Source organism: Bacillus sp. 007/AIA-02/001 (assembly GCF_004634455.1).
GTDB lineage: Bacteria > Bacillota > Bacilli > Bacillales > Bacillaceae_G > Bacillus_A > Bacillus_A cereus.
Genome location: NZ_SEIY01000005.1, coordinates 225,865 through 249,086 on the forward strand (window position 1 = coordinate 225,865; position 23,222 = coordinate 249,086).

Sequence of the window (23,222 nt, forward strand, 5' to 3'; positions counted from 1 at the left end):
AATATTTTTATTCTTTTATCCCTTCAAGTCTTTCCTTCGTATTAATTTCTTCTCCACTTATACGCTTTTCAAAAGACTTTCTCCAACTATTTGAAAGTGCATTTACTTCTAATATCCTTTTTACCCCTTCAATATTTTGTTTTTCCTTATGCATAATACGGTTAGCGAATGCTACTGAAACACCTTTTGGATCAGACTGTAGTCTTTTTAAGGTGTCGACTGATGATACCCATCCTTCTTTTAATACACGAAAATAAAATCCTGTATATCCTGTTTCTTGAAAATATAGTGGTAACTTTGGAATATTATATTTTTTTGCTAATTTAAAACAAGGTTGCCTTGGTTGTGTTACCTGTACGATTGCCTGTCCTAGCTCAAATGTATCACCAATACAAACATCCTCTTCGCTCATACCACTAACTGTTATATTTTCTCCGAAAGCCCCATATACAAGTTCTTGATTCAATTCTTTTTCCCAGTATGGATAGTGATCACCAGTATAAACACAAACTGCTTTATCTACTCCTCCATGATGAACTAAGTCAGCTTGTCCATCCCCATTAAATTTTACAAAGGATAAATATACCGGTTCCTTTACTTGTTTCTTATTTATGCCTGTATGAACTACCTTTCCACCGTATGTAACCTCTTTTGGTAATCCTATATTTAAAGATAATAATTGATATTCATTAGCCATTCTATTTCCTCCTTTAAAGGTGTTACATGTATTTTCTCTCAATTAATTTTTACAACCCTCTCTGCTATATAAAGATGATTATAAAACCTTTAAAATCATTGTTCAATTCAATTATTTATATAATAATGATAGGTATAACCTATTATTATACTTGAGGTGATTCCAATCGAATTACGACAACTTGAATACTTTTTAGCTGTTTCAAAAGAATTACATTTCACAAAAGCAGCTGAGAAATTAAATATTTCACAGCCTTCTCTAAGTCAACAAATACGTGCATTAGAGCATGAAGTAGGAATGCCACTTTTCGATCGAATTGGTAAAAAAATATCTTTAACTGAAGCAGGGAAGATTTTATTATCACATAGTAAAACCATTTTTCATGAAGTCGAACAAGCTCGTTCAGCTATTCAAGACCTAAACGGATTACAGCAAGGTTCCTTAACAATAGGGGCTTTGTTAACCGTCCTAAATTATTTACTACCACTAACTATTTTAAATTTCAATAATTTATATCCCAATATAGAGCTTTCTGTATTAGGGCTTCGCACAGGAGATATTCGTGAAAAATTATTACGAAACGAACTAGATATTGGAATTACATTTCTCCCGGTGCAAGATAAAGAGATTATCTCTATCCCTCTATACAAAAGCGATCTTACATTAGTCGTGCCAACTGGTCATCGATTAGCTGAACGTAATCATGTATCTATTGCTGAATTACAAAACTACCCTTTAATTCTTTTACCTAAAAATTTCTTTTTAACCGAACTAATTACATCTCATTGTCAAAAATTCAACTTTAAACCAAGACCAATTTTAGAAATTAGCACGATGGAATCTTTAATCCAAATGGTTTCCAAAGGAATGGGAATTACAGTGTTACCCAAACCATATATAGACTTTTTACAAAATAAAAACATTCAAGCTATTAAAATAGAAAACCCTACTCCAACAATTGAAATAGGGCTAATTTATAGAAAAGATAAATATATGTGTGCTGCAACTCGAGAATTTATTGAGCAACTAAAAAGTACAGTACGTTCTTTCCAAAACTAAACAAAAGAGATTATCCTATGAAACCGTTTCACAACGATCTAGTAGAATAATCTCTTTTCAAAACAAAGTAAACATTATATTAAACTCTTATAGATTTTAATGTACCTTTTTAGATATTGGAATATATTTAGTAAAATATGCACCAACTAGCAATAATGCAATTGAAAATAACCAAGTAAAAGCACCGCCAAAGTGAAACCAATATGCAAACATATTTAAAATTGCGAGTGAAAAGAAGCAAATAGAAGTTAACGCACTTTTCAATCCTTTTATCCCAGATTTTTTTCTCTTTTGATAAGCAATATACATCGCAATAACAAGAAAAAAGATAAGAACAAATGGTAACATAACTTTTAGCATTGGTAATCCCTCCAGTGTAAATGCACTCTCTTCATTATCATCTTATCTCATTTATCTTTTAGGCATCAATTCATTCTTATCTTCCCTCCAAAAGTCAGTATAAGTTTTATTTTTAAAGTTCACGTTCACCTCAGAAAACGGCATACTTCCTCCAACTTTCAATGAGTACCAGTCGTTTAAAAGTGGTGATCCGAAACAAATCTTCATTGTACGATCATGTAAATCGAATAATACAGAATGTAAAGTTCCAAACCATTCTTCATAGTTATGTACAGTCAGTCCATCAGGATATTCTTCTTCTACTAACTTTTTTAAAGACTCTATGCTCACTTGTTCATATCCATTTAAATGCTCATGTAAAACATGATATCTCTTTGTAGATTGTTCTAATTTCCTATTATTTAATTTCTGAATTGATGAACTAACTGCATGGTTTGTTGATACAATAAAAGTTTGGTTGTCACCATCAATCGTTGTTGTGGATTTATGACCGTCAAATATTTCAATATGTGCTGCGTTTAAAGGATCAGCTACTATTAAATTAATATTACTAGCAATTGGTATTTCTTCTATTAGTGATTTAGCTTCCTGCACATTTTTACATTTCTCCAACAACAATCGAATTACCGCAAAACACTGTAAACCATTTACCATTGGCTTTCTTAAACCTGCAATGTTTCCTACTGGTTGACCACATGCTGAAAATGTAACAGATAATCCATGTTCGTTAACCCCTTCTGTTCGACCAAAATATTGAGTAGAAAAGCCACTATGTGCATACGCACCTTCAACATGCGTCGAGCAAAAACGCATATCATCTATTACTGGTGATAAATCATAATTTCTTAATACATAAGTGTGAGTTGAATCTGTCTTTTTAGGTAATACTGCACAATGACTACAACCTGCTTTCAATAGTGTTTGATAGTAATACATCATATTTTTTGAAGGAATTTTTAACACTTCACAAAAACCTTCAATTTCTTCATTAATTCCAGAACAATATTGATTTAATATATTTCTAGATTCTGTCCAATGGTTATGCGATATTAAGTTTTCTTGCTCTATAAATTGCGGAATAAGATAAGAATGTTGTTTCACAAATTCACCTTGTTGCTTACCAATTTCATAATGACTTCCTTTGAGCGATGAAAAATACCCCTTTACTTGATACATCAAATTCCCCCTCTTATTAAACATATCCATATCGTACCAAATGAATCCCATTCATTCTTGATGTTTTTTACTACCTTACCTTAACTCCATGCCACTTTAAAACCTCCACTAATAATTATTTACTAAATAATTATTTTTTTGTTAATATTGCTACAGAAGCTTTACTTCAAAATAAAATAGTTTAATATCAAATGAGCAAAATACTATATTGAACTTACTCGTAAGCAATCATCTAATTTTTGAGATTAAGAAACTTATTTATCAAAGCAAAAGGAGAATTTATGTATGAGCAATTGCAAACCAATTGATGAATTAACTATTGAAGACCTAAAACAAAACCCCATTTGGGAATGGGCAATAGATGAAGAGGAAAACGAAGAACATGACGAAACATGGGTAAAACCAGCAGCAACTACTAATTTTACAGAGGAGCTAAACGGTTCAATCGTACTAGGCGAACTATTCTTACATAATGGTGAAAAATTCCCTATGATGTGTGAAATTGACATTGAAAATAACGAGGCAGTAATTCGTTCTGTTGTTTATTATAACGAAGCAGAAAATGAGTATATTGCTATAGAAGATATTGTGAAAACGGTCGAAATGCCGTTATCGATTATTATTAACCTAACAATTCATGCAGAATCCAAAACCTTATGCTTCACTGCACATAAAGTAGATATTTATAAAAATTCAATAACGACTAATTTAAATTAAAGTTGGGCGAAATAAAGAAAACAATTATTAAATAAAGTGAAGCTTTAATCAGTGGGGGTCTTACTGCCCAGCAAATAGCGGGATAAAAACCGGAAAATGATTATCGATTCCCCGGTTTTTCAAACTAGATTAAAGTATTCCCTTTTCTACTAAAGTCTCTGCGATTTGAACTGAATTCCAAGCCGCACCTTTTAATAGGTTATCAGAAACAATCCAGAGGTGGAATCCGTTTGGCATATCAGGATCTTTACGTATTCTTCCGACAAATGTATCTATTTTCCCTTCTGCATATAATGGCATTGGATACAGCTGTTTACTAGGGTTATCCTGCAAAATAACACCTGGTGCATCCATTAATACTTCCTTAATTTCCGTAACGGTTGCTTCTTTTTCCAGTTCTATATAAACCGATTCTGAATGCCCTGATACAACTGGAACACGTACACAAGTAGCTGCCATTTTCAGGTTTTCATCTTCTAATATTTTCTTCGTTTCTTGAATCATTTTTACTTCTTCAAAAGTAAAATCATTGTCTGTAAATATATCTACTTGAGGCAGTACATTAAACGCTATTGGGTAATGTTTTTTATCTTTTTTCGCCGGTAATATATTACTTTTCACTTCTTCACCAGCAAGCATAGACTTAGCCTGCTCTTGTAATTCATGAATCGCATGAATGCCAGAACCCGATACGGCTTGATATGTTGAAACGATAATTCTTTCTAAACCGAATGATTTTCGAATCGGCTGAAGTGCTGTTACCATCTGTAATGCTGAACAATTTGGAACTGCAATGATACCTTTATGCTGCTTTAAAGTATGCGCATTCACTTCCGGAACAACGAGCGGTACATCTTGCGCCATTCGGTACTCACTTGTGTTATCAATTACAATCGCACCACTAGAAACTGCATGAGTTACAAATTGTCTAGATACTTCTCCCCCAGCGCTAAAAAAGGCAATATCTACACCTTCAAAGCTAGTTGTTTTTGCCTCTTTTATAATTATCTCTCGTCCTTTGAATCTTACTTTCTTACCGGCGGATCGTTTTGACGAAAGCAATGTAACTTCAACTATATTAAACTTCATTTCATTCTCTAACAGTTCAATAATTTTTTGTCCTACCGCACCTGTAGCCCCAACAACAGCTACATGATAGCCCTTTTTTTTCATCTTTTCTCCTCCAATATCACCTGAATGAATATTTCTACAATTTCATTTTATACAGAATTTAATCATTTGGAAAATTAAAATACATGATATAATCATTCACAAATCATGATAATAAAAGAGGGATTGCTTATGGAAATGAGACATGTTAAAACATTTTGCGCCATTGTGAAGTATGGTAATTTTTCTAAGGCTGCGCATGCGCTAGGTTATGCGCAATCTACTGTTACAGCACATATGAAAGCTTTAGAGAACGATTTACATATTCCTCTTTTCGATCGGTTAGGGAAAAAAGTGCTACTTACAAAAGCAGGTCATCAATTTCATCCTTATGCATTAGAATTACTTTCAATATATGAAAAAGCGCGAGAAATCCCCCAAAATACAGATTATTTAGAAGGTACATTAAGTATTACATCTAATGAATCATTAGCGGTATACCGATTACCACAATTATTACGTACTTACAAACAGAAAAATCCGAAAGTAAATATCGTACTTGAAACAAACACAAATGAACAAGCATTACAAAAATTACGTGAAGGAGAAACAGACGTTGTCTTCATAATTGGAGAAAGTATAGAACATAATGATTTTATTACGCGTACTTTTAGTAATGAAACATTTGGATGGATTTTACCAGCTTATTCCTCTGCGCATACAAATCCATTCCAGTTATTACAGGACACCCAGTTCATTTTTACAGAACAAAGCTGCGGCTATAGGCCAATGGTAGATCGTTTTTTATGTCAAAGTGGAAATATTCCAGCTAAAACATTTGAAACTTCCAATGTTGAAGTCATTAAACAATCCGTTATGTGTGAGTTAGGCATTTCAATTCTTCCTTATATCGTTGTACAAGAAAGTTGCCAAAAAGGACAACTATGTTTTCAACCTATCGAAACTCCAACAGTTATTCAAAGTTATGTAATCTATCATAAATCTAGATGGATTTCCCCGGTATTACAATCGTTCCTTTCCTTACTTGAACGAGACTAAAATATTAAGACGTACATAGAAAAAGAGTAATTGCCTAATAAGCAATTACTCTCTTTCATTAATTAGTATACTATTTATTAGTCTGTTCCCCACCTGCAATTAATTTACTACCTGAATATGTACCTTTGTTCATAAACACTTGATTAATTAATTCTTTTTGCTCAGCTTGCGACATTACTCCTTTTCCTTCTCCTAAATTCCCACTTTGTAATTTCCAAATCTTATTGTGATCCCCATCAACCTTTTCATATTTTCCTTGTTTCCATCGTTCTAAAATTTCTACATATGTACTTCCCTGTACAAGATCATTACTCTTTATAATATCAATTAAGCTTTCAATCCGCTCTTGTGTAATAAAAATATAGCCCCACTTTTGATCAGCTTTCGCTTTTTGATGTGCCATTTCATGTAATGCTGTCTGTATGTTCTCATCTGTCCATTTAAAATTTTTATTAAAACCACTATTCGGCAATGAATAATTTCCATTTTCTAAAAGCTTTGCATCTTCTGCTTTTACGTTACTATCAGCTAATACTTCTACTGCTGGAGCAGCTGGTGATGCCTTTTTCGCAGCTGGTTTACTATTATTTAAATAATGCAGCATACCATATGTTAAACCTACTCCAATTACCGCCATACCAGCTATAACACCTATTATTTTCAAAAATGTTTTCATCTCGCTTGTTTCCTCCCAAATATCTCCGTTCTGACTACCTAATTATTTCTTATATAAAAACTGTTACTTCATTCAAAATATCGCATCCCATCCCCTATCATATTATTTATATATACTTCCTCATATTGTATTTCTTTTTCTTTAAAATTGAAAGATTATTCTGTTAAATAATGAAAATATTCTACAAATTTTTCCTTTATATTTATAAAGAAACAAAAAAACAACGAGCGCGTTCTACAACACTCGTTGTTTTTACTTTATGCACGATTTTCTTTTAACCACTTCGTAATAGCATCTAACTTCGAAACATCAAAACGTCTTTCTTCACACACGTTCAAATTTTGTGAGTTTCTCACTATTTCTAATTCATTATTTCTTACACTTTTTGCCTCAATTAATTTACAATACCCATCTGTAACAGTATTTAAATTTTCATAATAACGCTGAAACGATTTTGATATATGTAAATGTTTTTCAAAGTTTCTTCTTCTTTTCGTCTCATCAGATACTTTCCGCTTTCTAAGTTCTTCATCGTTCGTATATAAATAAAAATATTGATCCGGAAAGCCAATTTCCCTATTTATCATCTTTTCTTTATAAAAATTTTCTATTAAAGATAATGGCTGATTAAATATATCAAAATGAAAACACCAATTATAACTAAGTGGCTGATAAATATCGCCATCGAGTATTACTAATCCATATTGCTTTGACTTCTGAACAGCTATATTCCAGCGCTCAACTTGTTTTTCAAAATACCATGTTCTATGTTCATTTTTTGGCCTTTCAAATAAAGAATTCACTTCAGGTATTATATAAGCACCATAATTCTTTTCTAATTCACGGCACGTGGTACTTTTACCAACAGCGCTTGCTCCCTCAAATGCTATTATCCCCATAGTTTCTCCCTCTTTCATTAACTAAAATTTCGTTGTTTCGCTTTTCTTCCCCATAACTTTCTCCATAAAACAATTGAAGCGACAGTGAGCATGATTGTTGTAATGATACTACCTTCAATTCCGAACGTGCCTCCATGCAATGTTTCTGGTCCATTTGTTATAGACTTAAAAATTGGAGTAGAATATACAGTTGTGCCACTAACTGCAAAACCATATACATTATATTGAGCCCAGTTCCAAATTGAGTGCCATGCACATATTCCCCACAGACCGTCTTCTTTCAATACATATAAAGCTGCGAAAACACCCACTAATATTATATTCGATATAGATAATATTGTAATTCCTGGATTAAGTAGATGAAGAAATCCAAATAAAAATGAAGTTACAATTATTCCAACCCATATACGACTTCTAACAGAAAGAACCGGGAATAACCAACCTCGTACAATAATTTCTTCCGCTGCCCCTTGTATTAAAAATGCAACTAGAGATCCTACTATTCCTACTATCACTGTTGAGGTAATATGTTGTACTTGCAATTTCACACTCCCCATTAATAATAGTAGAATAACTGGCGTTGAAATAAATAAAAACCCTATTAACGCACCTTTTAAATACTTTCTCATCCATTTCTCTTTCCAAAAGCCAATGGATGAAAAAGGTCTTTTTTCTACAAAACGAACCCATATAAATAAAATAAATATAGCTCCGCCAAACGTTAACACCATTCTAACATTGTCATAAATACCTTTCATGAATATCGTTTCAGCTTTCGGTAAAAATAACATAAATAACATAAAAAGTTCGCCTAAAGTCAAAAATATAATGGCTAATATTACAGCAAAGACTGGATGGACCTTTTTTCTCCCTGCTTTTGCTGCTTCAATTATTATAAATGAATTATTTTTCACTTTCTTTTCTCCTTTTATAATATTTAACTACCAACAGTAACCAACCATATTTTACCACGAAAAATATATTATTAATATTTACTCTAAGTTTTTCTTACATGATTTTGCATAAATCCCAATTAGGAATAATATATAAATAAAAGAGGTGCCTTTGTGCCTTTACTATTATCACCCAGATTACTCAGTGGTATTACCAGCACTTGCTATTTCCCACCATTTGTTGTAAGATAGTAATTAAGGTCAATTTAACACTATATTTTCTTTGCATATTATCAAGTATCAATCGGGGACAGTTTGTACTCCTTATGGGTTTTTGATAATATGTGAAATTTTATTTTCATTCAAATAAGGCCGATCATATTGTAATTTTTCTACTTTTAGGAGGCATTACCATGACATTAACAGGTAAAGTAAAATGGTTTAACAGCGAAAAAGGTTTCGGTTTCATCGAAGTTGCAGACGGTAACGATGTATTCGTTCACTTCTCAGCTATCACTGGCGACGGCTTCAAGTCTCTTGACGAAGGTCAAGAAGTTAGCTTTGAAGTTGAAGAAGGTAACCGCGGACCTCAAGCTAAAAACGTTGTAAAGCTATAATTCAAACAATAAAAAGGTTGTTACCAGCAAGGTTAACAACCTTTTTAATATATAACTAAAATTTTTTACATAAAAGGAGTGGTTACATGTATCGCAATCGAAAGAACGATGTAGCAGAAGTACCACCAGAACAAACCCCTGTTTGGGAATGTGAATCAGAGGATTGTTTAGGATGGATGAGAAAGAACTTTTCATTTGAAGAAGAGCCTAAATGCCCTTTATGTAAAAGTAGCATGAAAAGCGGAGAACGTTTATTACCTAAATTAGGTTAATTTATAATAAAAAAAACCTCTTTTAATTAAGAGGTTTTTTTTATTATAAATTTATGTCCTCAACATCAGTTCGCACTATAGAATACAATAATGCATCGTGTTGCTTATTTCCTTGATGAATATATCCGCGCAATAGCCCTTCCTTTTGGAAGCCAATTTTAGATAACATTCTACAAGAAGTAACATTTTCAGGATATGTAATAGCTCCAATTCTAAACAAACCTAAATCTTTAAATCCATAATTAATAATTTCTCCAGCTGCTTCTGAAGCATAACCATTTCCCCAATAGCGAGGATGCAGATCATATCCAATCTCAGATCGTTTACTCCATAATTGTAAATTGTTTAGTCCAATTGTTCCTATTAAAACGTTCGTTTCTTTTAACACAATTCCCCATCGTATTGCCTTTTTCTCAAAGTAATTTTTTGAAAAAGATTCGATCATACGTGAAGCTTGTCCAAACTCCGTAAAAGAATTCATACCGTAGTAACACGTCACTTCATCCAATGAAAAGATTTCATATATTTTTTGACAATAAGATTGTTCTATTTCAACTAAACGTAAGCGTTCTGTTTCTAGTATAGGAAATGCCATAGGATCACTCCTTTCTCTCTACTCATTCATTATATCAGAAAAAATATGTATAATTAGTAAAGTCCTTATTGTTCCATAAATCAAACATTTCTAATGGCACATTCTCTCTTAATTCTATATACACGAATTAGATACCTTCTGATTGCACCTCAAACATGACGCTATAATTTCCATAAATCGAATTTTAAATTATCAAGAACTGTAAAGAAATTGTTTCTTCATTTTCTCCTTCTAAACAACCAACCTACCCCATACATTTATGGTAAAATATAGTTAATATATTATTTTATTGTGGAGGTGAAGATTTCCTATGTATATATTCATCGGCTTATCCCTCTTACTCATATTACTTATTTTTTTATTCGCAAAAAAATTCACACCAAACTCATTCATGATGACTAGCTTTAAAGGTAATAGCTTTAGGACATTTTCAATCGGTATTTTAATCGCTGCCATACTCTCACTTTCATATGGAACTTATCATGCGGTAACATATCAACCTAGTTATTTAGATATTAAATTAAAAAATCAAAACTATACTGTTTTCGGTAATGTAGGCGAATTCGGTTATTTCTCCGAAGAATTATTAAAAAAAGATACAGAAGTACAACTATATTTCGTCTCTTGGAAAACAATACAGTTAAAAAATCCGGTAATACTTATAGAATATCCTTCAGGAAAACAAGAAACATGGAAGCCAAATATCGTATCAATACCGGTAAATAAATTACAAGAAAAACATGATATAAAAGATATTTATCAACTATCACCGTATTCATTTAAAGAGTCTGGAGAAATAACATTAACAATAAAAGAAAACAATGTAAAAAACAATACAATTTCCATTCAAATAAAATAAATAAAAACTGTTCCTCCATTTTGCTGAAGGAACAGTTTTTATTTATTCTACAGTATTATTTATTTAATGTAGCCATTATTTCATTGGCTATATTCTTTCCATTTCCAATACACGCACCAATTCCGACACCATAATATGAGGCACCAGCTAAATATACATTTGGATAAAGATTCGTCATTTTTTCTTGCAATGCTTGAACCGCTTGATTATGTTCTAAATGATATTTCGGCATTAAATCTTTCCAATTTGTAACTTCGACTACTTCTGGCTCACCTTTAATTCCGAGACTCTTTTCAATATCATATAAAGCTACTCGTACTAATTCTTCTTCACTATAATTTTTGATTGTTTCATATACCGGATTGGTGCTCTTATAAAACATTCTTACTAATAATTTTTGTTTACCCGATGTATGTTTCCACTTTCGACTTGTCCATGTACAAGCATCACAATGTAAATCACTGTTTTCCGTTACAATAAACCCTGTGCCGTCAGCTGGTAGTTGTTCATCTAGTATGTCAAATCCTAAGTAAATACTTATAAGAGATGAGTTTTTAAATGTATTAAACTGCTCATTTAACTCATTAGACTGTAATAAAGTTTGTGCTATATCATGCGGAGCTGCTAAAACAACATAATCAGCTTGTATTGTTTCATGATTTACAAAAGAAATCTCATATCGATCTTCTTGTTTACTTACAGCCGTCGTTATAGCACCTTTTTTTACGACAGTTTCAGTGAGCACTTCTTCTAAGCGATTAATTATCGTAGATAGTCCACCTTTAAATGATACGAATTTTTTATTTCCTGCTGATTGAAATTGTTTTTTATTCTCTTCAAAACCTTTAATAATACTTCCATACTTATTTTTATAATCCAGTAAATACGGTAATGTAGATGCCATTGTAAGCTCATTCAACTTACCAGAATATACGCCTGAAAGTACAGGAGCAATTTGTCTTTCCACTAACTCTTTCCCTAAGAAACTTTCTAAAAATAGAGCAAGTGATGTATCTTCCGTAAACTCTTTATTTTTCGTTATGAAATCTTTTAAAGCTACGATTTTCCCTTTCGTTGAGACTAGCGTACTGCTAAACAAAGACTGGGCGCTCATCGGTATCCCAAATATAGTATCAGAAGGAATCGGATGTAACATGTTTTCAGAATATATGTAAGAAATACCCGTTTCATTATATACCATTTCATCTTCTAAATTTAAATCTTTTACAAGTGGCATAACATATTCATTACGAGCAACGATTGAATCCGCTCCTGACTCCATAATGAAATCCTTTTCTTCCACACTATGGATTTTACCACCTAAATACTCTTCTTTCTCAATAAGAATAAAATTTAAATCGATATTATAATCCTTTTTTAATTTTTCTAAATAAAACATAGTAGAAAGTCCCGTTATACCTCCACCGATAACAACAACTGTTTTCATATGTGCTGCGCTCCTAACCGATACAATTAATAATTCCTTTTTATTATAACCAAAAGTCCTTATATTCGACTAGCAAGTTGCGCATTCTGTAAGAAATTAGACAATATATTTGAATATATTTTCAAATTACCTAATAAAAAAGAACTATAACATATACAAACCACGTCATAGTTCTCTTTATTTTAAAAACATAAAGTAATTGATTAATTTGTCTAGTTCTTGACTCAATGCCAATACTTTTTCATGTTGAATTCCATAATCCGATACTAAATATAAAAGTTCTTCTTTTTTTATTTCAATTACTTTTTCCAATTTCGCTAGTTCCATGTCGTTTTACATCTCTCCAAAAATAAAATGTATGTATTTCAGTATAGCCTACTTACATAATTAGTAAAAGTAAAATACGCATGTAAAATCTTACATATTTGAAAAAATAATATACTACTAACAAAAAAAGAAACTAGATTAAGCTTTCTTTTACAGATTATTGACGTTCATTAAGAATGAATAATTTTTCTAATGTTATATCTTTATAATTTGGAGCTCTCTTTATATGATTAAAATAACTGGCAATTGCAGCTGCTCCAAAATGCGCATGCCAAATATCATTTGTTTCTTTTTTACATTGAGAAATAATTGAAAGGCCGCCTTTTAAAATACTTTTGTTTTCCATTTTCTTTCTCCTCTAGTTAAAATCACTATATTTTCATCCTAAAGATGGTGTCAGTACAAATAAAATGTGATTCGATTCATCACTTTTATTCAAAAATCGATGCTTCACATTTGGTGGAATACGTACAACATCGCCTTCTTCTAAAAAATATTCTTTTCCCTCCAATTCTACGTACACTACCCCTTTCATAATAACAGCAATCTCTTCCTTATCTTCATGGGAATAATGACTTTCTGTTGTGTTTGCTTGTTTATTTAAATCCATCATTAACATTTCAATACGTGCTTTCATAAAATCAGGTGTTAATACATCATATACAATGTGATCATTGTTTTCCCGATATACTTTTTTTCGATCTTTTTTCTTAGAAATGAGCGAATCTGTATCGATATCATTAATAAAAAGTGTAAACAGCGGTACATTTAATGCTTTTGCAATTAACTCCAAAACATTTAAAGAAGGATTAGCATGTCCTCTTTCAATTTGGCTAATTAGTGATGTACTAATCCCTGCATAATCAGCAAATTCACGAATTGTCATATTATTTTTCTTACGATAACTTAATACTGTTTGTCCAAGCCTATCATGTATCATAGTAAAACTTCCTTTCGTCCATCATAATGCATATTTCATTGTCTTTGTGCTGACATACTAAACAAAGGCAAATAATCCTTTCCTATTATCTCCGGGACTTATATACTTACTTTTGTACATTATATCGCATTAAGTTTATTATAATAAACATTCTATCGGAGGGACAAACTTTGAAATCACCTATTCTTTCATATTTCATCTTATTTTTTGGTGTATTCGCCTTATCAACTTCAGCAATTTTTGTAAAATTGGCAGATGCTCCTGCGACAATCATTGCTTTTTACCGATTATTCTTTGCCACACTGATCCTGTTACCGTTATTACTATTTAATAAAAATAGTCGAAATGAGCTAAAAACTTTAACGAAAAAACAATGGACATTCGGATTCACATCTGGGCTATTTTTAGCTGCACATTATGTACTATGGTTTGAATCATTACAATATACTTCTGTAGCAAGCTCTACAGTTATCGTAACGTTACAACCTTTGTTCTCAATGATTGGTGGTTATTTTTTATTTAAGGAGAGATTTACGAAAGGAGCGGTTATTGGTTGCCTCATCGCTATTTCAGGTAGTATCATCATTGGCTGGCAAGATTTCAAAATTAGTGGAGAAGCTTTATATGGAGATATTTTAGCATTTATCGCTGCCGGTATCATTACTGCTTATTTTTTCATTAGCCAACACGTTCGTAAAGATTTGTCACTTATACCATATTCGGTAATTAGTTATGGAAGTAGTGCTGGCTTTCTTAGCATATTTGCTTTCATGCAACAAGAATCTTTCATCCATTACTCTACACAAACTTGGTTGTGCTTTATTGGATTAGCTTTCATTGCTACAATTTTAGGACAAACCATTTTTAATTGGTTATTAAAATGGATGAGTGCTACTGTAATTTCAATGAGTATTTTAGGTGAAACAATTGGCACTTGTATGCTAGCGTACTTTATATTACATGAGACTATTTCTTTACAACAAGGACTAGGAATTACCGTTATTTTTATTGGTTTAGTATTATTTTTATTACAGCCAAATTCTAATGAAAAAGCATGACAGTATACTGTCATGCTTTTAACTATTCATTATGTACAATTAAACCATTCGGTCTAAAACGACTCATCATAATTTCATTAATAAACTTTCCGTGAGCTTTCAAATTCCCTATCTTTACTCCCTCTTCTACAAATCCAAATTTTTCATATAAAGCTTTTGCTTTTGGATTCGTTTCTAACACACCTAGTTCTACTCTCTCTAACATTAACCAATTATCAGCCAGATCAAGCATCTTCATAAGAAGTGCTTTCCCAATTCCTTTATTATGATATTCACTGTCTACCCCAATGAATAAATCGCCTGAATGAGATCTTCGGCCCGGACTTTGTGTTAAACCTACAAATCCAACAACTTCTCCATCATATTCTGCAACAAATTCAAATTGATTTGGTGCTAAATTTCGAATTCTATTTTCCATAGCTTCTACACGCATGCTAGGTAAGAAAACCATATACGGTAAAACGTCATCCTGTATACATATACGATGAATTGCTCTAGCATCTTGTATTTCTACTGCTCTAACGTTGATCCCCATCTTTCTCTCCTCCATATAAATAACAATATATTTGTTTGTGTGTATTCTAGAAACGTGTATGAATGACCTTCTCACTCGTATTTCTTTATGTCATTTTTACATAATTATTTCGATATAATACTTAATTTCCAAAAAGATTAACAACTATATGGATTTGGTTAACTTTTCGCCTCGTTATATAAATTAAGCAAATTTTCAATTGGAATACCATTTAGTTTCATGCCGACTATATTACAATTTTCTATTTCAATATTTTTCAGATTACTATTACTTATAGTGCTGCCTTCCAAATCACATTTATCGAATACAATAGGTTCCTTCTCATCTCCGAGACTTGTATTTTTAAATTGCACTCCACCTAAAGTCACCAAATTAAATTTACTGCCAGAAAGATTTAAATCTGCATATGATGACCATCTAAAATTTATATTTCTAAACTTTGATTGACTTACATTACAATTACTCATATTCATATTTATTATATTGCTACCAACAAATGAACTGTTTTTTAAATTCACTTGATAATACCCTGTATTCGCTAAATTACAGTTTTCGTATTGACTATTTTTCATATCTTTATTTGTAACTACACTCTCTTTGTTTGAGCTTGTTTTTATTCTTTTCACGTAACAATACTCATCTTCCGATTCAAAAATCATTTGGTAGCCCATCTTTTTATAAAAGTGATGATTATTAATTTGTCTACTAGATGTTTCGAGATCCCAAATCTTTATGTTTGGATATTCCTTTTCTATTAATTTCATAACATGTGATCCAATTCCTTTTCCTTGATAAACAGGATCTACAAAAATACGATCAATTCGACCGTACGACTTACCAGAAATCGTAACTATTATCCCTCCAATTATTTCTTTATCCATTACAACTTTGAAAGAATCCAATTCTTCAATGGAATATTCCATCATTTCAACTGAAGAGTACCCTGGCGGTTGAATGTTATAATCAATGACATCATCTTGGCCGTATAGCCATTGTTTTGCTTCTGCATCAAATGTTCTTTTCATTATTTCTGTTAATTTCTCAGCATCTAAAATTGTAGCTTTTTCTATAGATATTCTCGTCATTTTCGTTTTCCCCTTCATTATTACAAACCAACCATTTTGTGAATGCCATAATTATCAATTCACTTTTATTTTTAATACTTTTCCCATTATTACATATGGAACATCATTTTTACTTGGATGAAATGGCTCTAAAACATTTACCCAATCTAATCTTTCATATAACGAACGTGCTTTTTCATTGTTTATTTGTGTTGTTAAAACACTCGTTCTATTTGAAAGCCCTTCTAGTAATTCATTATGTAATTTCGTTCCAAGACCTTTATTTTGATATTGTGGGTGAACTGCTAACTCTACAAATTCAAAACAATCTTGCAACCATTCGTCTACTTGCTCTAGATGTAATGCTTCTCTCATTAATTGATTATAGTACTGTCCCTCGATTGAGCGATAACCATAAGTAAAGCCAACTACTTCATTTTCATCATTTATTGCTACTATACCTTTAAAACCTGTATATTCTATATGCCTATTCATTCGCTCGATCATTTCATTGAAATTTATTTTCTCAAATACTTTACAATACAATTTTGCCATATCCTCAATTAAGATTTCATCTTTTTCAATGCTTACGAATTTCACTTTATTCCCCCCTGTTAAACATTTACATACTTAAAATTTTAAAAACAAAGAAAATTAATACTAATCACTCTCTTTACTATTAAACTACAAATCATCCTATATTTTCCACAATTACTTAGTATTAATGAATAAAAGAAGAGACCATGTAATATCAACATGGTCTCTTCTTTTATTCATTTTCAATTTTATTCCGCTATTTGCCGGGCAGTAAGACCCCCATCTCAAAATTCAGCGAAAGCAAAGAAGTTAGGTGGGGGTCGGGCTAATAATCAGCGGGGGCTGACACCCCACTGATTAAAGTTTCACTTTATATAATTAAAAATTAGATATTACTTAAGCCAATCGTTGCAAGTGTTACTTAACTGCTGTAAATCTTCTATAAATTGACTCGCATCATATCCATCACAAACCGAATGATGTACTTGCAATGAAACTGGTAGCATAACCTTATTTCCTTCGTTAAAATATTTCCCACAAGTTATAATTGGCAATAGAAAATTTTCATCATTATTAATATTAAGATTAAATCCAGTAAAACTAGTCCAAGGTATGCTAGAAATCGGAAATACATTAGGAGGAATATTTTCTTTCGTGAAAAGACCATGAACACTAGCATAGCATCTCATATCGTCTTCATAATTTTTATAGAAAGTGCGGAAATCACTTGAATAATCCGTCCATATACTTGAAAAAGACTTATCATCTTTATGAAAGATTGTATAACTCGGTATCATTTCCTCCCAATAGCCTAAAACTCCTTCATCGTTAAAACATGTTCGAAATTTTTTATGATTATTTACTACTCTAGAAATTAAATATATAAAAACGGGATAAAATTTTATTCCCTTTTGATATACTTCCTCTAATAACATCGTGATATCAACATTAACAGTCATACTAAATGTACATTTCAACTTTAAATAATGCTCAAAATACTGCTCTCTATTCCAATCTTCTCTATCAATTACATGAAACTTCATTCTAATAGCCTCCTAAAATTTTCTTTTTATTTTAGAAGGCTATTTCCCTTGCTTTCACCATAATTGTTCACTCCTAACAGTTTACATTTCACCCTAATTATTTATTTAATTATATAACATATGTAAGAATCAATTCACATATTTCTTGAAATCCATCCACATACTATAGATAAATCAAATGAAATTTGGAGGATACATACATGAATAACAAAAATATGAATAAAAAAGAAAATGTTACTGAAAATACTACATCTATTCAAAATAATAATACTGCAAACCTTACTATTGAAGAACAAGCAATGAACGGCTTATACGGAATGCCCGAAACAACAATTGAAGATGCTGATCACGCTGCAGCTGATGATTTGACTTCAAAAAATTAATTAACTACATTGAAAAAAGCCAAGGAAAATACCCTTGGCTTTTTTAACTATGCATCCACCTTTTGTATTTCTTCACTCTTTCTTGAAAGTTTACCTGGCCAAAAAGCAAATCGGCCTAACACAACTGTAATTGCGGGTACAAGTAACGGTCTTACGATAAACGTATCTAGTAATACGCCAATTGCAGTTACAATACCAAATTGAACTAATACTTGAATTGGAAGTGTACCTAACACTGCAAAAGTTCCTGCTAAAATTAAACCTGCCGATGTAATAACACTACCTGTTTGTATTACACCATTTTTTACTGCATCCAAGTGATTTTGTGTCTTTCTGTTTTTCCATATTTCTGAAACCATAAAGATATTATAATCTTCACCTAAAGCAACTAAAAATACGAATGCGTACAACGGTATTGCACCTTGAATGGCCGGCGCTCCCATACCGTAATGAAGCAATATCCATCCTGCTCCTAACGCTGAGAAGAATGATAAAACGACAGTTACAATTAAATAAATCATCGCAACAACCGATCGTAAGTAGACAAGTAATAGTAAAGCGATAATGCTAATCATTACTGGAATAATTACTGATTCATCACGTTCAGTAATTTGCTTTGTATCATATAATGAAGCTGTTTCTCCACCAATCCACAATTGCTCTTCAGCATTACTAATCCCAGCATCTTTTAATACTTTTTCTACATTACTTTTCAATTTAGGAATTTGATCTAACGCTTCAATTGAGTATGGATTTTCCGCTAAAGAAACTTCATACATTTGTATTTGCTTATTTTCTTTTCCCTCTTTTGGCTCTTTCACTGTATTTATGAAAGAAAATTTCTCTAGTTCTTGTTTAATAGGAAGCTCTTTTCCTTTCGTATCAACAACCACTTTTACTGGTGCTAGTTCACCAGCCGAGAAATGATCACTAATTAACGTAAACCCTTCGCGAGAAGGCATATCCTTTGGAAACGATTCTAATAAGTCATATGTGTATTGAATACGTGGTACGAACGAAGCCAATCCACCTAATACAAACACAGTTAGCATAATTATTGTCCATGGTCTTCGTACTACTACATCTCCAAGTTTTTTACTAAAGGAGCCTTTTGATTTTTTAACTTTTACAGCCCTCTTTTTCTTTCTTGCAAACTCCCCATTCATTGAAGTTGTTCTCGGTATAAACGGGAAAAATGCAATTCTACCGAAAATTAATAATAGTGCTGGTAAAATCGTTAAAGCCGCGATTCCCATTATAAATACAGCAACACTAAATGGTACTGCAAATCGATGAAAGGCACCATAATGAGCAAGTAGTAATGTTCCTAATCCAAGTACAACAGTTAACGCACTCATTATTATTGCACCGCCAGATGCTTTAATCGCAAGTTGCAATGCTTTATATTTACTTTCTTCTTCTAACAAGTACTCTCTATATCTCGAAATTAAAAATAGACAATAGTCCGTTCCAGCGCCAAACAATAATACTGTCATAATTGATATCGCTTGGGCATCTACTTTAATCCATCCGTGATCAGCTAAAAAACCGAGTGTAGGACTAATAATACCGTATGCAAAGCCAACAACAAGTATAGGTAAAATCGCTAAAATTGGTGAACGATACAGTAAAATTAACAAAACTAACACTAGTAGTACAGTAGCCACTAACAATTTCACATCTGCTTGACTAAATAAACTAACTGCATCCGTTTGAATACCTACAGGTCCTGATAATCGAACATGTAAACCAGATTCACTTATTTTTTGTTTAAATGGATCTTCATCCACCTTACTATTCACTATTTTTCTAAACTCTTCAAGATTTCCTTTTAATATATCCGTACCAGCAGATTTATTAAAAAATACCGGTGTAACAAATGATGTACCATCTTTTGACGCACTTTTTGATAATACTTGCTCTGGGATTGTATCAAATGGTGGTAACGTTGATTGTTCTTTTAAAGGACTAGCTTTTAACTCCTTATAAACATCTTGTATGAGTTTATAATCCTGTGACTGTAATCCACCATCTCTATACCATACTACTAACAACGGATTCCCTGCATTATTCGGAAACTCTTTTTTTATAAGCGCTTCCGCTTGCTGTGACATAGCTGTTTCAGGTAAATTTTTCGGATTCGGTTCTTTCGTACTGTTTACTTGTGGTAACGTAAATGAAAGTAATAATGTAATAAGAATCCACACCGATAAAGTGATCCATTGCGTATTTTTCCCTGCCACAAGCCTCCCTAACATATGTAACGGGTGCTTTTTCATAAAAACCCACCTTCCTTTTTTCCTCCATTATTAATTATATATACTGGTCGGTTAATTAATCAAGAATGATTGAAAATTATGTTATAATTATCTCAATCATAAATGTCAGGAGCGAATGTATTTGGAACAAAAACAACGTCCTATCGGAAGGCCGCGTCAAAATAAAAATACAAAATCTACAAAAGAAACCATTTTAGAAGTAGCAACCCGCTTATTTCTTACACAAAATTATCAAGTCGTTTCTATGGATGAGGTCGCAAAAGTTTGTGGTGTTACGAAAGCAACTGTCTACTATTACTATTCAACAAAAGCCGATTTATTTACTGCTACTATGATCGAAATGATGGTACGTATACGTGAGAATATGTCTCAAATACTCTCTACAAACAAAACGTTAGAAGAAAGATTATTAGACTTCGCTAAAGTTTACTTACACGCAACGATGGATATTGATATGAAAAATTTTATGAAAGATGCAAAACTGTCGTTATCTGAAGAACAATTGAAAGAATTAAAAAATGCTGAAGATAATATGTATGAAGTACTAGAAAAAGCACTCGATAATGCGATGCACATCGGAGAAATCCCAAAAGGAAACGCTAAATTTGCGGCTCATGCTTTCGTATCTTTATTATCAATTGGGAATTTTAAAGATGAAAATCACAATCCTATTCTTGCAAATATAGATGAATTATCACAAGAAATCGTTTCTTTTTATTGGAACGGATTAGGTCATTCATATTAAACTGATTTGCTTTAATAAAAGAGCATGTTTGATTTTTTTCAAACATGCTCTTTTATAATTTATTTATATACTAATAATCAGATTATACTTCAATGCTGTTTAACAAAAAATTTCACTTTAACTTTTACAAATTTTGAAGTTGAACATTTATATTCCCCTTACTAAATCCCCCATGGTAACAAACTACAGATTCAATATGTAAATTTAAATACTTCTTCAAAGACTGCTGTGCTTCCTTAATATTTATAGTTGTTGGGGCGTGAATTCCTCCTAACATCCCATTCACACTATACATAGAGTCTCCTGCAATAAGAATTTTGCTTTGTTTCAAATATAAACTAATATGACCCGGAGTATGCCCTGGAGTATGAAGAATTAGTATTCCACCACAATACGGAAGTTCTTGCCCGTCAATCACAGTATCACTCACTTTTCCTTTTGGGCGGTTCTCTACATTTCCGTCCTTCAATAAAGGTAAATCCCCCTCGATATATGGCTTATCTAGTTCGTGCGCATAAACTTTAATATTACTTCGACAGCGCTGCAACAATTCTGGCAGACTACCTATATGATCAATATCCTGATGCGTCAAAATCACGACTTTTAACTTATCAAATGATACCCCAACCTTTTCCATCTCTACTTGTATATCTTCAATTTGTCCTGGGAAACCCGTATCTATTAATACTGCCATTTCATCATTCCATAAAAGAATTGGATGAATAACAAATTCTTGAAATTCAAGTTGTAACATTTCTACTCCTTTAGCAATCTCCATACAGCCATTCTCCTTTATGTTGAAGTTTGAAAATATGTACAAGTAAACTGAAAATATAAAGTGAAACTTTAATCCGTGGGGTTTTACTACCCGACAAATAGCAGGATAAAGCACCTCTATCTTATAATATGTTTTGTCATCCCAATAGAGAATGCTTCAAAGCCTATAGATTCATAGTAAGATTGCAATTTTTCTACACACATAAGTTGTGGAATAACCTTGTTTTGTTCACAGTGCTGGATTAATCGTTTCACTATTTCTTTTCCGATGCCACTAGACTGATATTTTGGCAATACACCAACTCCACAAATAATGCCTGTTATGACTCCATCTGATATGGCACGCCACATCCCTACTAACCTCTTATCATCAAAAACATAAATTGCATACCAACTTTGCTTACACATTCGTTCTAACTCGTTAACCGTTAATTTAAGAGAATTCCATCCTAAAGATTCGTATAAGGATAATAATCCATTAAAATCTGTAGGGTGTTCACTTGTGTAGCGTATACTATTTTCCATGTAAACACTCCCTATTCTCTGGCTTGTTTATATTTCATAAAATTCCCTTTACACAAATCTGATCGATGTAAAAATAACTAGAACAAACTTCAATAAGAAAGATAGAATTCCTTCTCAATATAAAATAAAAAGAAGTTATCTCAAGCGAGATAACTTCTTTTATATAAGACTCTCATTATATTATCAACCAAAAATTATACAACTACATACGATAAGCACAAACAAAACTAATAAACCATTTGAGAAATAACCCATTAAATACTACCCCTTTATTAAATTATGTAAAAGATTTTATCATAAAATGATTTACAACTTAATAACTGAAAAAGACATTGTATTCATTAGTTATATACGTTTAGTAATATTTTATATTCGGTTATATTCTCGTTCCCTGAAATTGCTTATCATACTCTTCTACTTCAGTTCATATAAGTTCAAAATATTAAATAATAAATCAAGAAGACCTCCACCTTGAACTGAACCCAAAAAATTAGACAAATATATTAAGCAGCTACTAAGGATTGAACTCTGTATTGCACAGGGGACAATCCTTTTAGTTTTGTTTTAATTCTT

28 protein-coding genes are annotated in these 23,222 nt (G+C 32.0%); 9 read left to right on the forward strand and 19 right to left on the reverse strand.

What is annotated here, in order from left to right; all coding sequences use genetic code 11:
- Positions 1-7 precede the first annotated feature (7 nt).
- Complete coding sequence (locus ES895_RS14345) at positions 8-697, reverse strand: MOSC domain-containing protein (RefSeq protein ID WP_135238432.1); 690 nt, start codon at positions 695-697, stop codon at positions 8-10.
- Positions 698-853: 156 nt separating this feature from the next.
- On the opposite strand from ES895_RS14345, the gene ES895_RS14350 reads away from it, so the two are divergent.
- Positions 854-1,756 (forward strand): LysR family transcriptional regulator, encoded by a 903-nt coding sequence (locus tag ES895_RS14350; RefSeq protein ID WP_000612234.1) that lies wholly within the window; start codon positions 854-856, stop codon positions 1,754-1,756.
- Between the two features lie 96 nt (positions 1,757-1,852).
- Here ES895_RS14350 and ES895_RS14355 read toward each other — a convergent pair whose 3' ends face one another.
- The gene (locus ES895_RS14355) at positions 1,853-2,116 is read right to left on the reverse strand and encodes a hypothetical protein (protein WP_000921857.1); all 264 of its coding nucleotides are present in this window, start codon (positions 2,114-2,116) and stop codon (positions 1,853-1,855) included.
- Positions 2,117-2,167: 51 nt separating this feature from the next.
- On the reverse strand, positions 2,168-3,292 hold the full coding sequence (locus ES895_RS14360; protein WP_087948364.1) for a C45 family autoproteolytic acyltransferase/hydrolase: 1,125 nt from the start codon (positions 3,290-3,292) through the stop codon (positions 2,168-2,170).
- Positions 3,293-3,577: 285 nt separating this feature from the next.
- Between ES895_RS14360 and ES895_RS14365 the strand changes: the two genes are divergently transcribed.
- Positions 3,578-4,009, forward strand: coding sequence for a hypothetical protein (locus ES895_RS14365; RefSeq protein WP_048568004.1), 432 nt, complete (start codon positions 3,578-3,580; stop codon positions 4,007-4,009).
- Between the two features lie 129 nt (positions 4,010-4,138).
- On the opposite strand, the gene ES895_RS14370 is transcribed toward ES895_RS14365, so the two are convergent.
- Positions 4,139-5,182 (reverse strand): aspartate-semialdehyde dehydrogenase, encoded by a 1,044-nt coding sequence (locus ES895_RS14370; RefSeq protein ID WP_061654644.1) that lies wholly within the window; start codon positions 5,180-5,182, stop codon positions 4,139-4,141.
- Positions 5,183-5,311: 129 nt separating this feature from the next.
- Here ES895_RS14370 and ES895_RS14375 point away from each other — a divergent pair, with 129 nt between their 5' ends.
- On the forward strand, positions 5,312-6,178 hold the full coding sequence (locus ES895_RS14375; protein WP_000425905.1) for a LysR family transcriptional regulator: 867 nt from the start codon (positions 5,312-5,314) through the stop codon (positions 6,176-6,178).
- Positions 6,179-6,248: 70 nt separating this feature from the next.
- Here ES895_RS14375 and ES895_RS14380 read toward each other — a convergent pair whose 3' ends face one another.
- The 3 genes from ES895_RS14380 to ES895_RS14390 all read right to left on the reverse strand — a co-directional run bounded on the left by ES895_RS14380 (position 6,249) and on the right by ES895_RS14390 (position 8,667).
- Positions 6,249-6,854 (reverse strand): PRK06770 family protein, encoded by a 606-nt coding sequence (locus ES895_RS14380; RefSeq protein ID WP_135238433.1) that lies wholly within the window; start codon positions 6,852-6,854, stop codon positions 6,249-6,251.
- A 257-nt stretch (positions 6,855-7,111) separates the two neighbouring features.
- Positions 7,112-7,771, reverse strand: a complete 660-nt coding sequence (locus ES895_RS14385; protein WP_135238434.1) for an AAA family ATPase — start codon at positions 7,769-7,771, stop codon at positions 7,112-7,114.
- Positions 7,771-8,667: a CPBP family intramembrane glutamic endopeptidase gene (locus ES895_RS14390; protein WP_135238435.1), complete on the reverse strand. Its 897-nt coding sequence runs from the start codon at positions 8,665-8,667 to the stop codon at positions 7,771-7,773. The genes ES895_RS14385 and ES895_RS14390 overlap by 1 nt, the downstream gene beginning before the upstream one ends.
- 392 nt (positions 8,668-9,059) lie before the next feature.
- Between ES895_RS14390 and cspD the strand changes: the two genes are divergently transcribed.
- Positions 9,060-9,263, forward strand: coding sequence for a cold-shock protein CspD (cspD, locus tag ES895_RS14395; protein ID WP_000176366.1), 204 nt, complete (start codon positions 9,060-9,062; stop codon positions 9,261-9,263).
- Positions 9,264-9,349: 86 nt separating this feature from the next.
- Positions 9,350-9,535 (forward strand): cold-shock protein, encoded by a 186-nt coding sequence (locus tag ES895_RS14400; RefSeq protein WP_000286203.1) that lies wholly within the window; start codon positions 9,350-9,352, stop codon positions 9,533-9,535.
- A 43-nt stretch (positions 9,536-9,578) separates the two neighbouring features.
- Here ES895_RS14400 and ES895_RS14405 read toward each other — a convergent pair whose 3' ends face one another.
- Complete coding sequence (locus ES895_RS14405) at positions 9,579-10,130, reverse strand: GNAT family N-acetyltransferase (RefSeq protein WP_000885392.1); 552 nt, start codon at positions 10,128-10,130, stop codon at positions 9,579-9,581.
- A 310-nt stretch (positions 10,131-10,440) separates the two neighbouring features.
- Here ES895_RS14405 and ES895_RS14410 point away from each other — a divergent pair, with 310 nt between their 5' ends.
- The gene (locus ES895_RS14410; RefSeq protein ID WP_000275250.1) at positions 10,441-10,989 is read left to right on the forward strand and encodes a hypothetical protein; all 549 of its coding nucleotides are present in this window, start codon (positions 10,441-10,443) and stop codon (positions 10,987-10,989) included.
- A 55-nt stretch (positions 10,990-11,044) separates the two neighbouring features.
- Here the strand turns inward: ES895_RS14410 and ES895_RS14415 are convergent, their stop codons facing one another.
- The 4 genes from ES895_RS14415 to ES895_RS14430 all read right to left on the reverse strand — a co-directional run bounded on the left by ES895_RS14415 (position 11,045) and on the right by ES895_RS14430 (position 13,703).
- Positions 11,045-12,436: a protoporphyrinogen oxidase gene (locus tag ES895_RS14415; RefSeq protein ID WP_000860344.1), complete on the reverse strand. Its 1,392-nt coding sequence runs from the start codon at positions 12,434-12,436 to the stop codon at positions 11,045-11,047.
- 177 nt (positions 12,437-12,613) lie between these two features.
- Entirely contained in the window at positions 12,614-12,763 is a 150-nt protein-coding gene (locus ES895_RS14420) for an aspartyl-phosphate phosphatase Spo0E family protein (protein WP_000417698.1), read from the reverse strand.
- 157 nt (positions 12,764-12,920) lie between these two features.
- Positions 12,921-13,109, reverse strand: a complete 189-nt coding sequence (locus ES895_RS14425) for a hypothetical protein (protein WP_058839124.1) — start codon at positions 13,107-13,109, stop codon at positions 12,921-12,923.
- Positions 13,110-13,142: 33 nt separating this feature from the next.
- The gene (locus ES895_RS14430; RefSeq protein ID WP_135238436.1) at positions 13,143-13,703 is read right to left on the reverse strand and encodes a helix-turn-helix domain-containing protein; all 561 of its coding nucleotides are present in this window, start codon (positions 13,701-13,703) and stop codon (positions 13,143-13,145) included.
- Between the two features lie 170 nt (positions 13,704-13,873).
- Between ES895_RS14430 and ES895_RS14435 the strand changes: the two genes are divergently transcribed.
- Complete coding sequence (locus tag ES895_RS14435; RefSeq protein ID WP_000841812.1) at positions 13,874-14,761, forward strand: DMT family transporter; 888 nt, start codon at positions 13,874-13,876, stop codon at positions 14,759-14,761.
- Between the two features lie 22 nt (positions 14,762-14,783).
- Here ES895_RS14435 and ES895_RS14440 read toward each other — a convergent pair whose 3' ends face one another.
- The 4 genes from ES895_RS14440 to catA form a co-directional block, all read right to left on the reverse strand.
- Positions 14,784-15,296, reverse strand: a complete 513-nt coding sequence (locus ES895_RS14440) for a GNAT family N-acetyltransferase (protein ID WP_000512617.1) — start codon at positions 15,294-15,296, stop codon at positions 14,784-14,786.
- 158 nt (positions 15,297-15,454) lie between these two features.
- On the reverse strand, positions 15,455-16,399 hold the full coding sequence (locus ES895_RS14445; RefSeq protein WP_002061342.1) for a GNAT family N-acetyltransferase: 945 nt from the start codon (positions 16,397-16,399) through the stop codon (positions 15,455-15,457).
- Positions 16,400-16,435: 36 nt separating this feature from the next.
- Positions 16,436-16,960 carry a GNAT family N-acetyltransferase gene (locus ES895_RS14450; protein ID WP_000673961.1) on the reverse strand — a complete coding sequence of 175 codons (525 nt, stop codon included), beginning with the start codon at positions 16,958-16,960 and terminating at the stop codon, positions 16,436-16,438.
- Between the two features lie 329 nt (positions 16,961-17,289).
- Positions 17,290-17,940: a type A chloramphenicol O-acetyltransferase gene (catA, locus tag ES895_RS14455; protein ID WP_000668532.1), complete on the reverse strand. Its 651-nt coding sequence runs from the start codon at positions 17,938-17,940 to the stop codon at positions 17,290-17,292.
- A gap of 200 nt (positions 17,941-18,140) precedes the next feature.
- Between catA and ES895_RS14460 the strand changes: the two genes are divergently transcribed.
- Entirely contained in the window at positions 18,141-18,323 is a 183-nt protein-coding gene (locus ES895_RS14460; protein ID WP_001060657.1) for a DUF4021 domain-containing protein, read from the forward strand.
- A gap of 47 nt (positions 18,324-18,370) precedes the next feature.
- Here ES895_RS14460 and ES895_RS14465 read toward each other — a convergent pair whose 3' ends face one another.
- On the reverse strand, positions 18,371-20,602 hold the full coding sequence (locus ES895_RS14465) for an MMPL family transporter (protein WP_135238437.1): 2,232 nt from the start codon (positions 20,600-20,602) through the stop codon (positions 18,371-18,373).
- A 121-nt stretch (positions 20,603-20,723) separates the two neighbouring features.
- On the opposite strand from ES895_RS14465, the gene ES895_RS14470 reads away from it, so the two are divergent.
- A complete protein-coding gene (locus ES895_RS14470; RefSeq protein WP_000435996.1) occupies positions 20,724-21,347 on the forward strand; it encodes a TetR/AcrR family transcriptional regulator in 624 nt (207 codons plus the stop codon).
- Between the two features lie 124 nt (positions 21,348-21,471).
- Here ES895_RS14470 and ES895_RS14475 read toward each other — a convergent pair whose 3' ends face one another.
- Together ES895_RS14475 and ES895_RS14480 are read right to left on the reverse strand one after the other, a co-directional pair.
- Positions 21,472-22,125 (reverse strand): MBL fold metallo-hydrolase, encoded by a 654-nt coding sequence (locus ES895_RS14475; protein ID WP_135238438.1) that lies wholly within the window; start codon positions 22,123-22,125, stop codon positions 21,472-21,474.
- 116 nt (positions 22,126-22,241) lie between these two features.
- Positions 22,242-22,649 (reverse strand): GNAT family N-acetyltransferase, encoded by a 408-nt coding sequence (locus tag ES895_RS14480; RefSeq protein WP_135238439.1) that lies wholly within the window; start codon positions 22,647-22,649, stop codon positions 22,242-22,244.
- Between the last annotated feature and the right edge of the window lie 573 nt (positions 22,650-23,222).

Excerpts from the sequence above, each read along its gene's own strand:
- ES895_RS14415 (WP_000860344.1), bottom strand. The coding sequence starts at position 12,436 with ATGAAAACAGTTGTTGTTATCGGTGGAGGTATAACGGGACTTTCTACT.
- ES895_RS14425 (WP_058839124.1), bottom strand. The coding sequence starts at position 13,109 with ATGGAAAACAAAAGTATTTTAAAAGGCGGCCTTTCAATTATTTCTCAA.
- ES895_RS14420 (WP_000417698.1), bottom strand. The coding sequence starts at position 12,763 with ATGGAACTAGCGAAATTGGAAAAAGTAATTGAAATAAAAAAAGAAGAA.
- ES895_RS14365 (WP_048568004.1), top strand. The coding sequence starts at position 3,578 with ATGAGCAATTGCAAACCAATTGATGAATTAACTATTGAAGACCTAAAA.
- ES895_RS14360 (WP_087948364.1), bottom strand. The coding sequence starts at position 3,292 with ATGTATCAAGTAAAGGGGTATTTTTCATCGCTCAAAGGAAGTCATTAT.
- ES895_RS14445 (WP_002061342.1), bottom strand. The coding sequence starts at position 16,399 with ATGAAGGGGAAAACGAAAATGACGAGAATATCTATAGAAAAAGCTACA.
- ES895_RS14355 (WP_000921857.1), bottom strand. The coding sequence starts at position 2,116 with ATGCTAAAAGTTATGTTACCATTTGTTCTTATCTTTTTTCTTGTTATT.
- ES895_RS14410 (WP_000275250.1), top strand. The coding sequence starts at position 10,441 with ATGTATATATTCATCGGCTTATCCCTCTTACTCATATTACTTATTTTT.
- cspD (WP_000176366.1), top strand. The coding sequence starts at position 9,060 with ATGACATTAACAGGTAAAGTAAAATGGTTTAACAGCGAAAAAGGTTTC.
- ES895_RS14480 (WP_135238439.1), bottom strand. The coding sequence starts at position 22,649 with ATGGAAAATAGTATACGCTACACAAGTGAACACCCTACAGATTTTAAT.
- ES895_RS14405 (WP_000885392.1), bottom strand. The coding sequence starts at position 10,130 with ATGGCATTTCCTATACTAGAAACAGAACGCTTACGTTTAGTTGAAATA.
- ES895_RS14460 (WP_001060657.1), top strand. The coding sequence starts at position 18,141 with ATGAATAACAAAAATATGAATAAAAAAGAAAATGTTACTGAAAATACT.
- ES895_RS14370 (WP_061654644.1), bottom strand. The coding sequence starts at position 5,182 with ATGAAAAAAAAGGGCTATCATGTAGCTGTTGTTGGGGCTACAGGTGCG.
- ES895_RS14430 (WP_135238436.1), bottom strand. The coding sequence starts at position 13,703 with ATGATACATGATAGGCTTGGACAAACAGTATTAAGTTATCGTAAGAAA.
- ES895_RS14375 (WP_000425905.1), top strand. The coding sequence starts at position 5,312 with ATGGAAATGAGACATGTTAAAACATTTTGCGCCATTGTGAAGTATGGT.
- catA (WP_000668532.1), bottom strand. The coding sequence starts at position 17,940 with ATGAAGTTTCATGTAATTGATAGAGAAGATTGGAATAGAGAGCAGTAT.
- ES895_RS14465 (WP_135238437.1), bottom strand. The coding sequence starts at position 20,602 with ATGAAAAAGCACCCGTTACATATGTTAGGGAGGCTTGTGGCAGGGAAA.
- ES895_RS14440 (WP_000512617.1), bottom strand. The coding sequence starts at position 15,296 with ATGGGGATCAACGTTAGAGCAGTAGAAATACAAGATGCTAGAGCAATT.
- ES895_RS14475 (WP_135238438.1), bottom strand. The coding sequence starts at position 22,125 with ATGGAGATTGCTAAAGGAGTAGAAATGTTACAACTTGAATTTCAAGAA.
- ES895_RS14400 (WP_000286203.1), top strand. The coding sequence starts at position 9,350 with ATGTATCGCAATCGAAAGAACGATGTAGCAGAAGTACCACCAGAACAA.
- ES895_RS14380 (WP_135238433.1), bottom strand. The coding sequence starts at position 6,854 with ATGAAAACATTTTTGAAAATAATAGGTGTTATAGCTGGTATGGCGGTA.
- ES895_RS14385 (WP_135238434.1), bottom strand. The coding sequence starts at position 7,771 with ATGAAAGAGGGAGAAACTATGGGGATAATAGCATTTGAGGGAGCAAGC.
- ES895_RS14345 (WP_135238432.1), bottom strand. The coding sequence starts at position 697 with ATGGCTAATGAATATCAATTATTATCTTTAAATATAGGATTACCAAAA.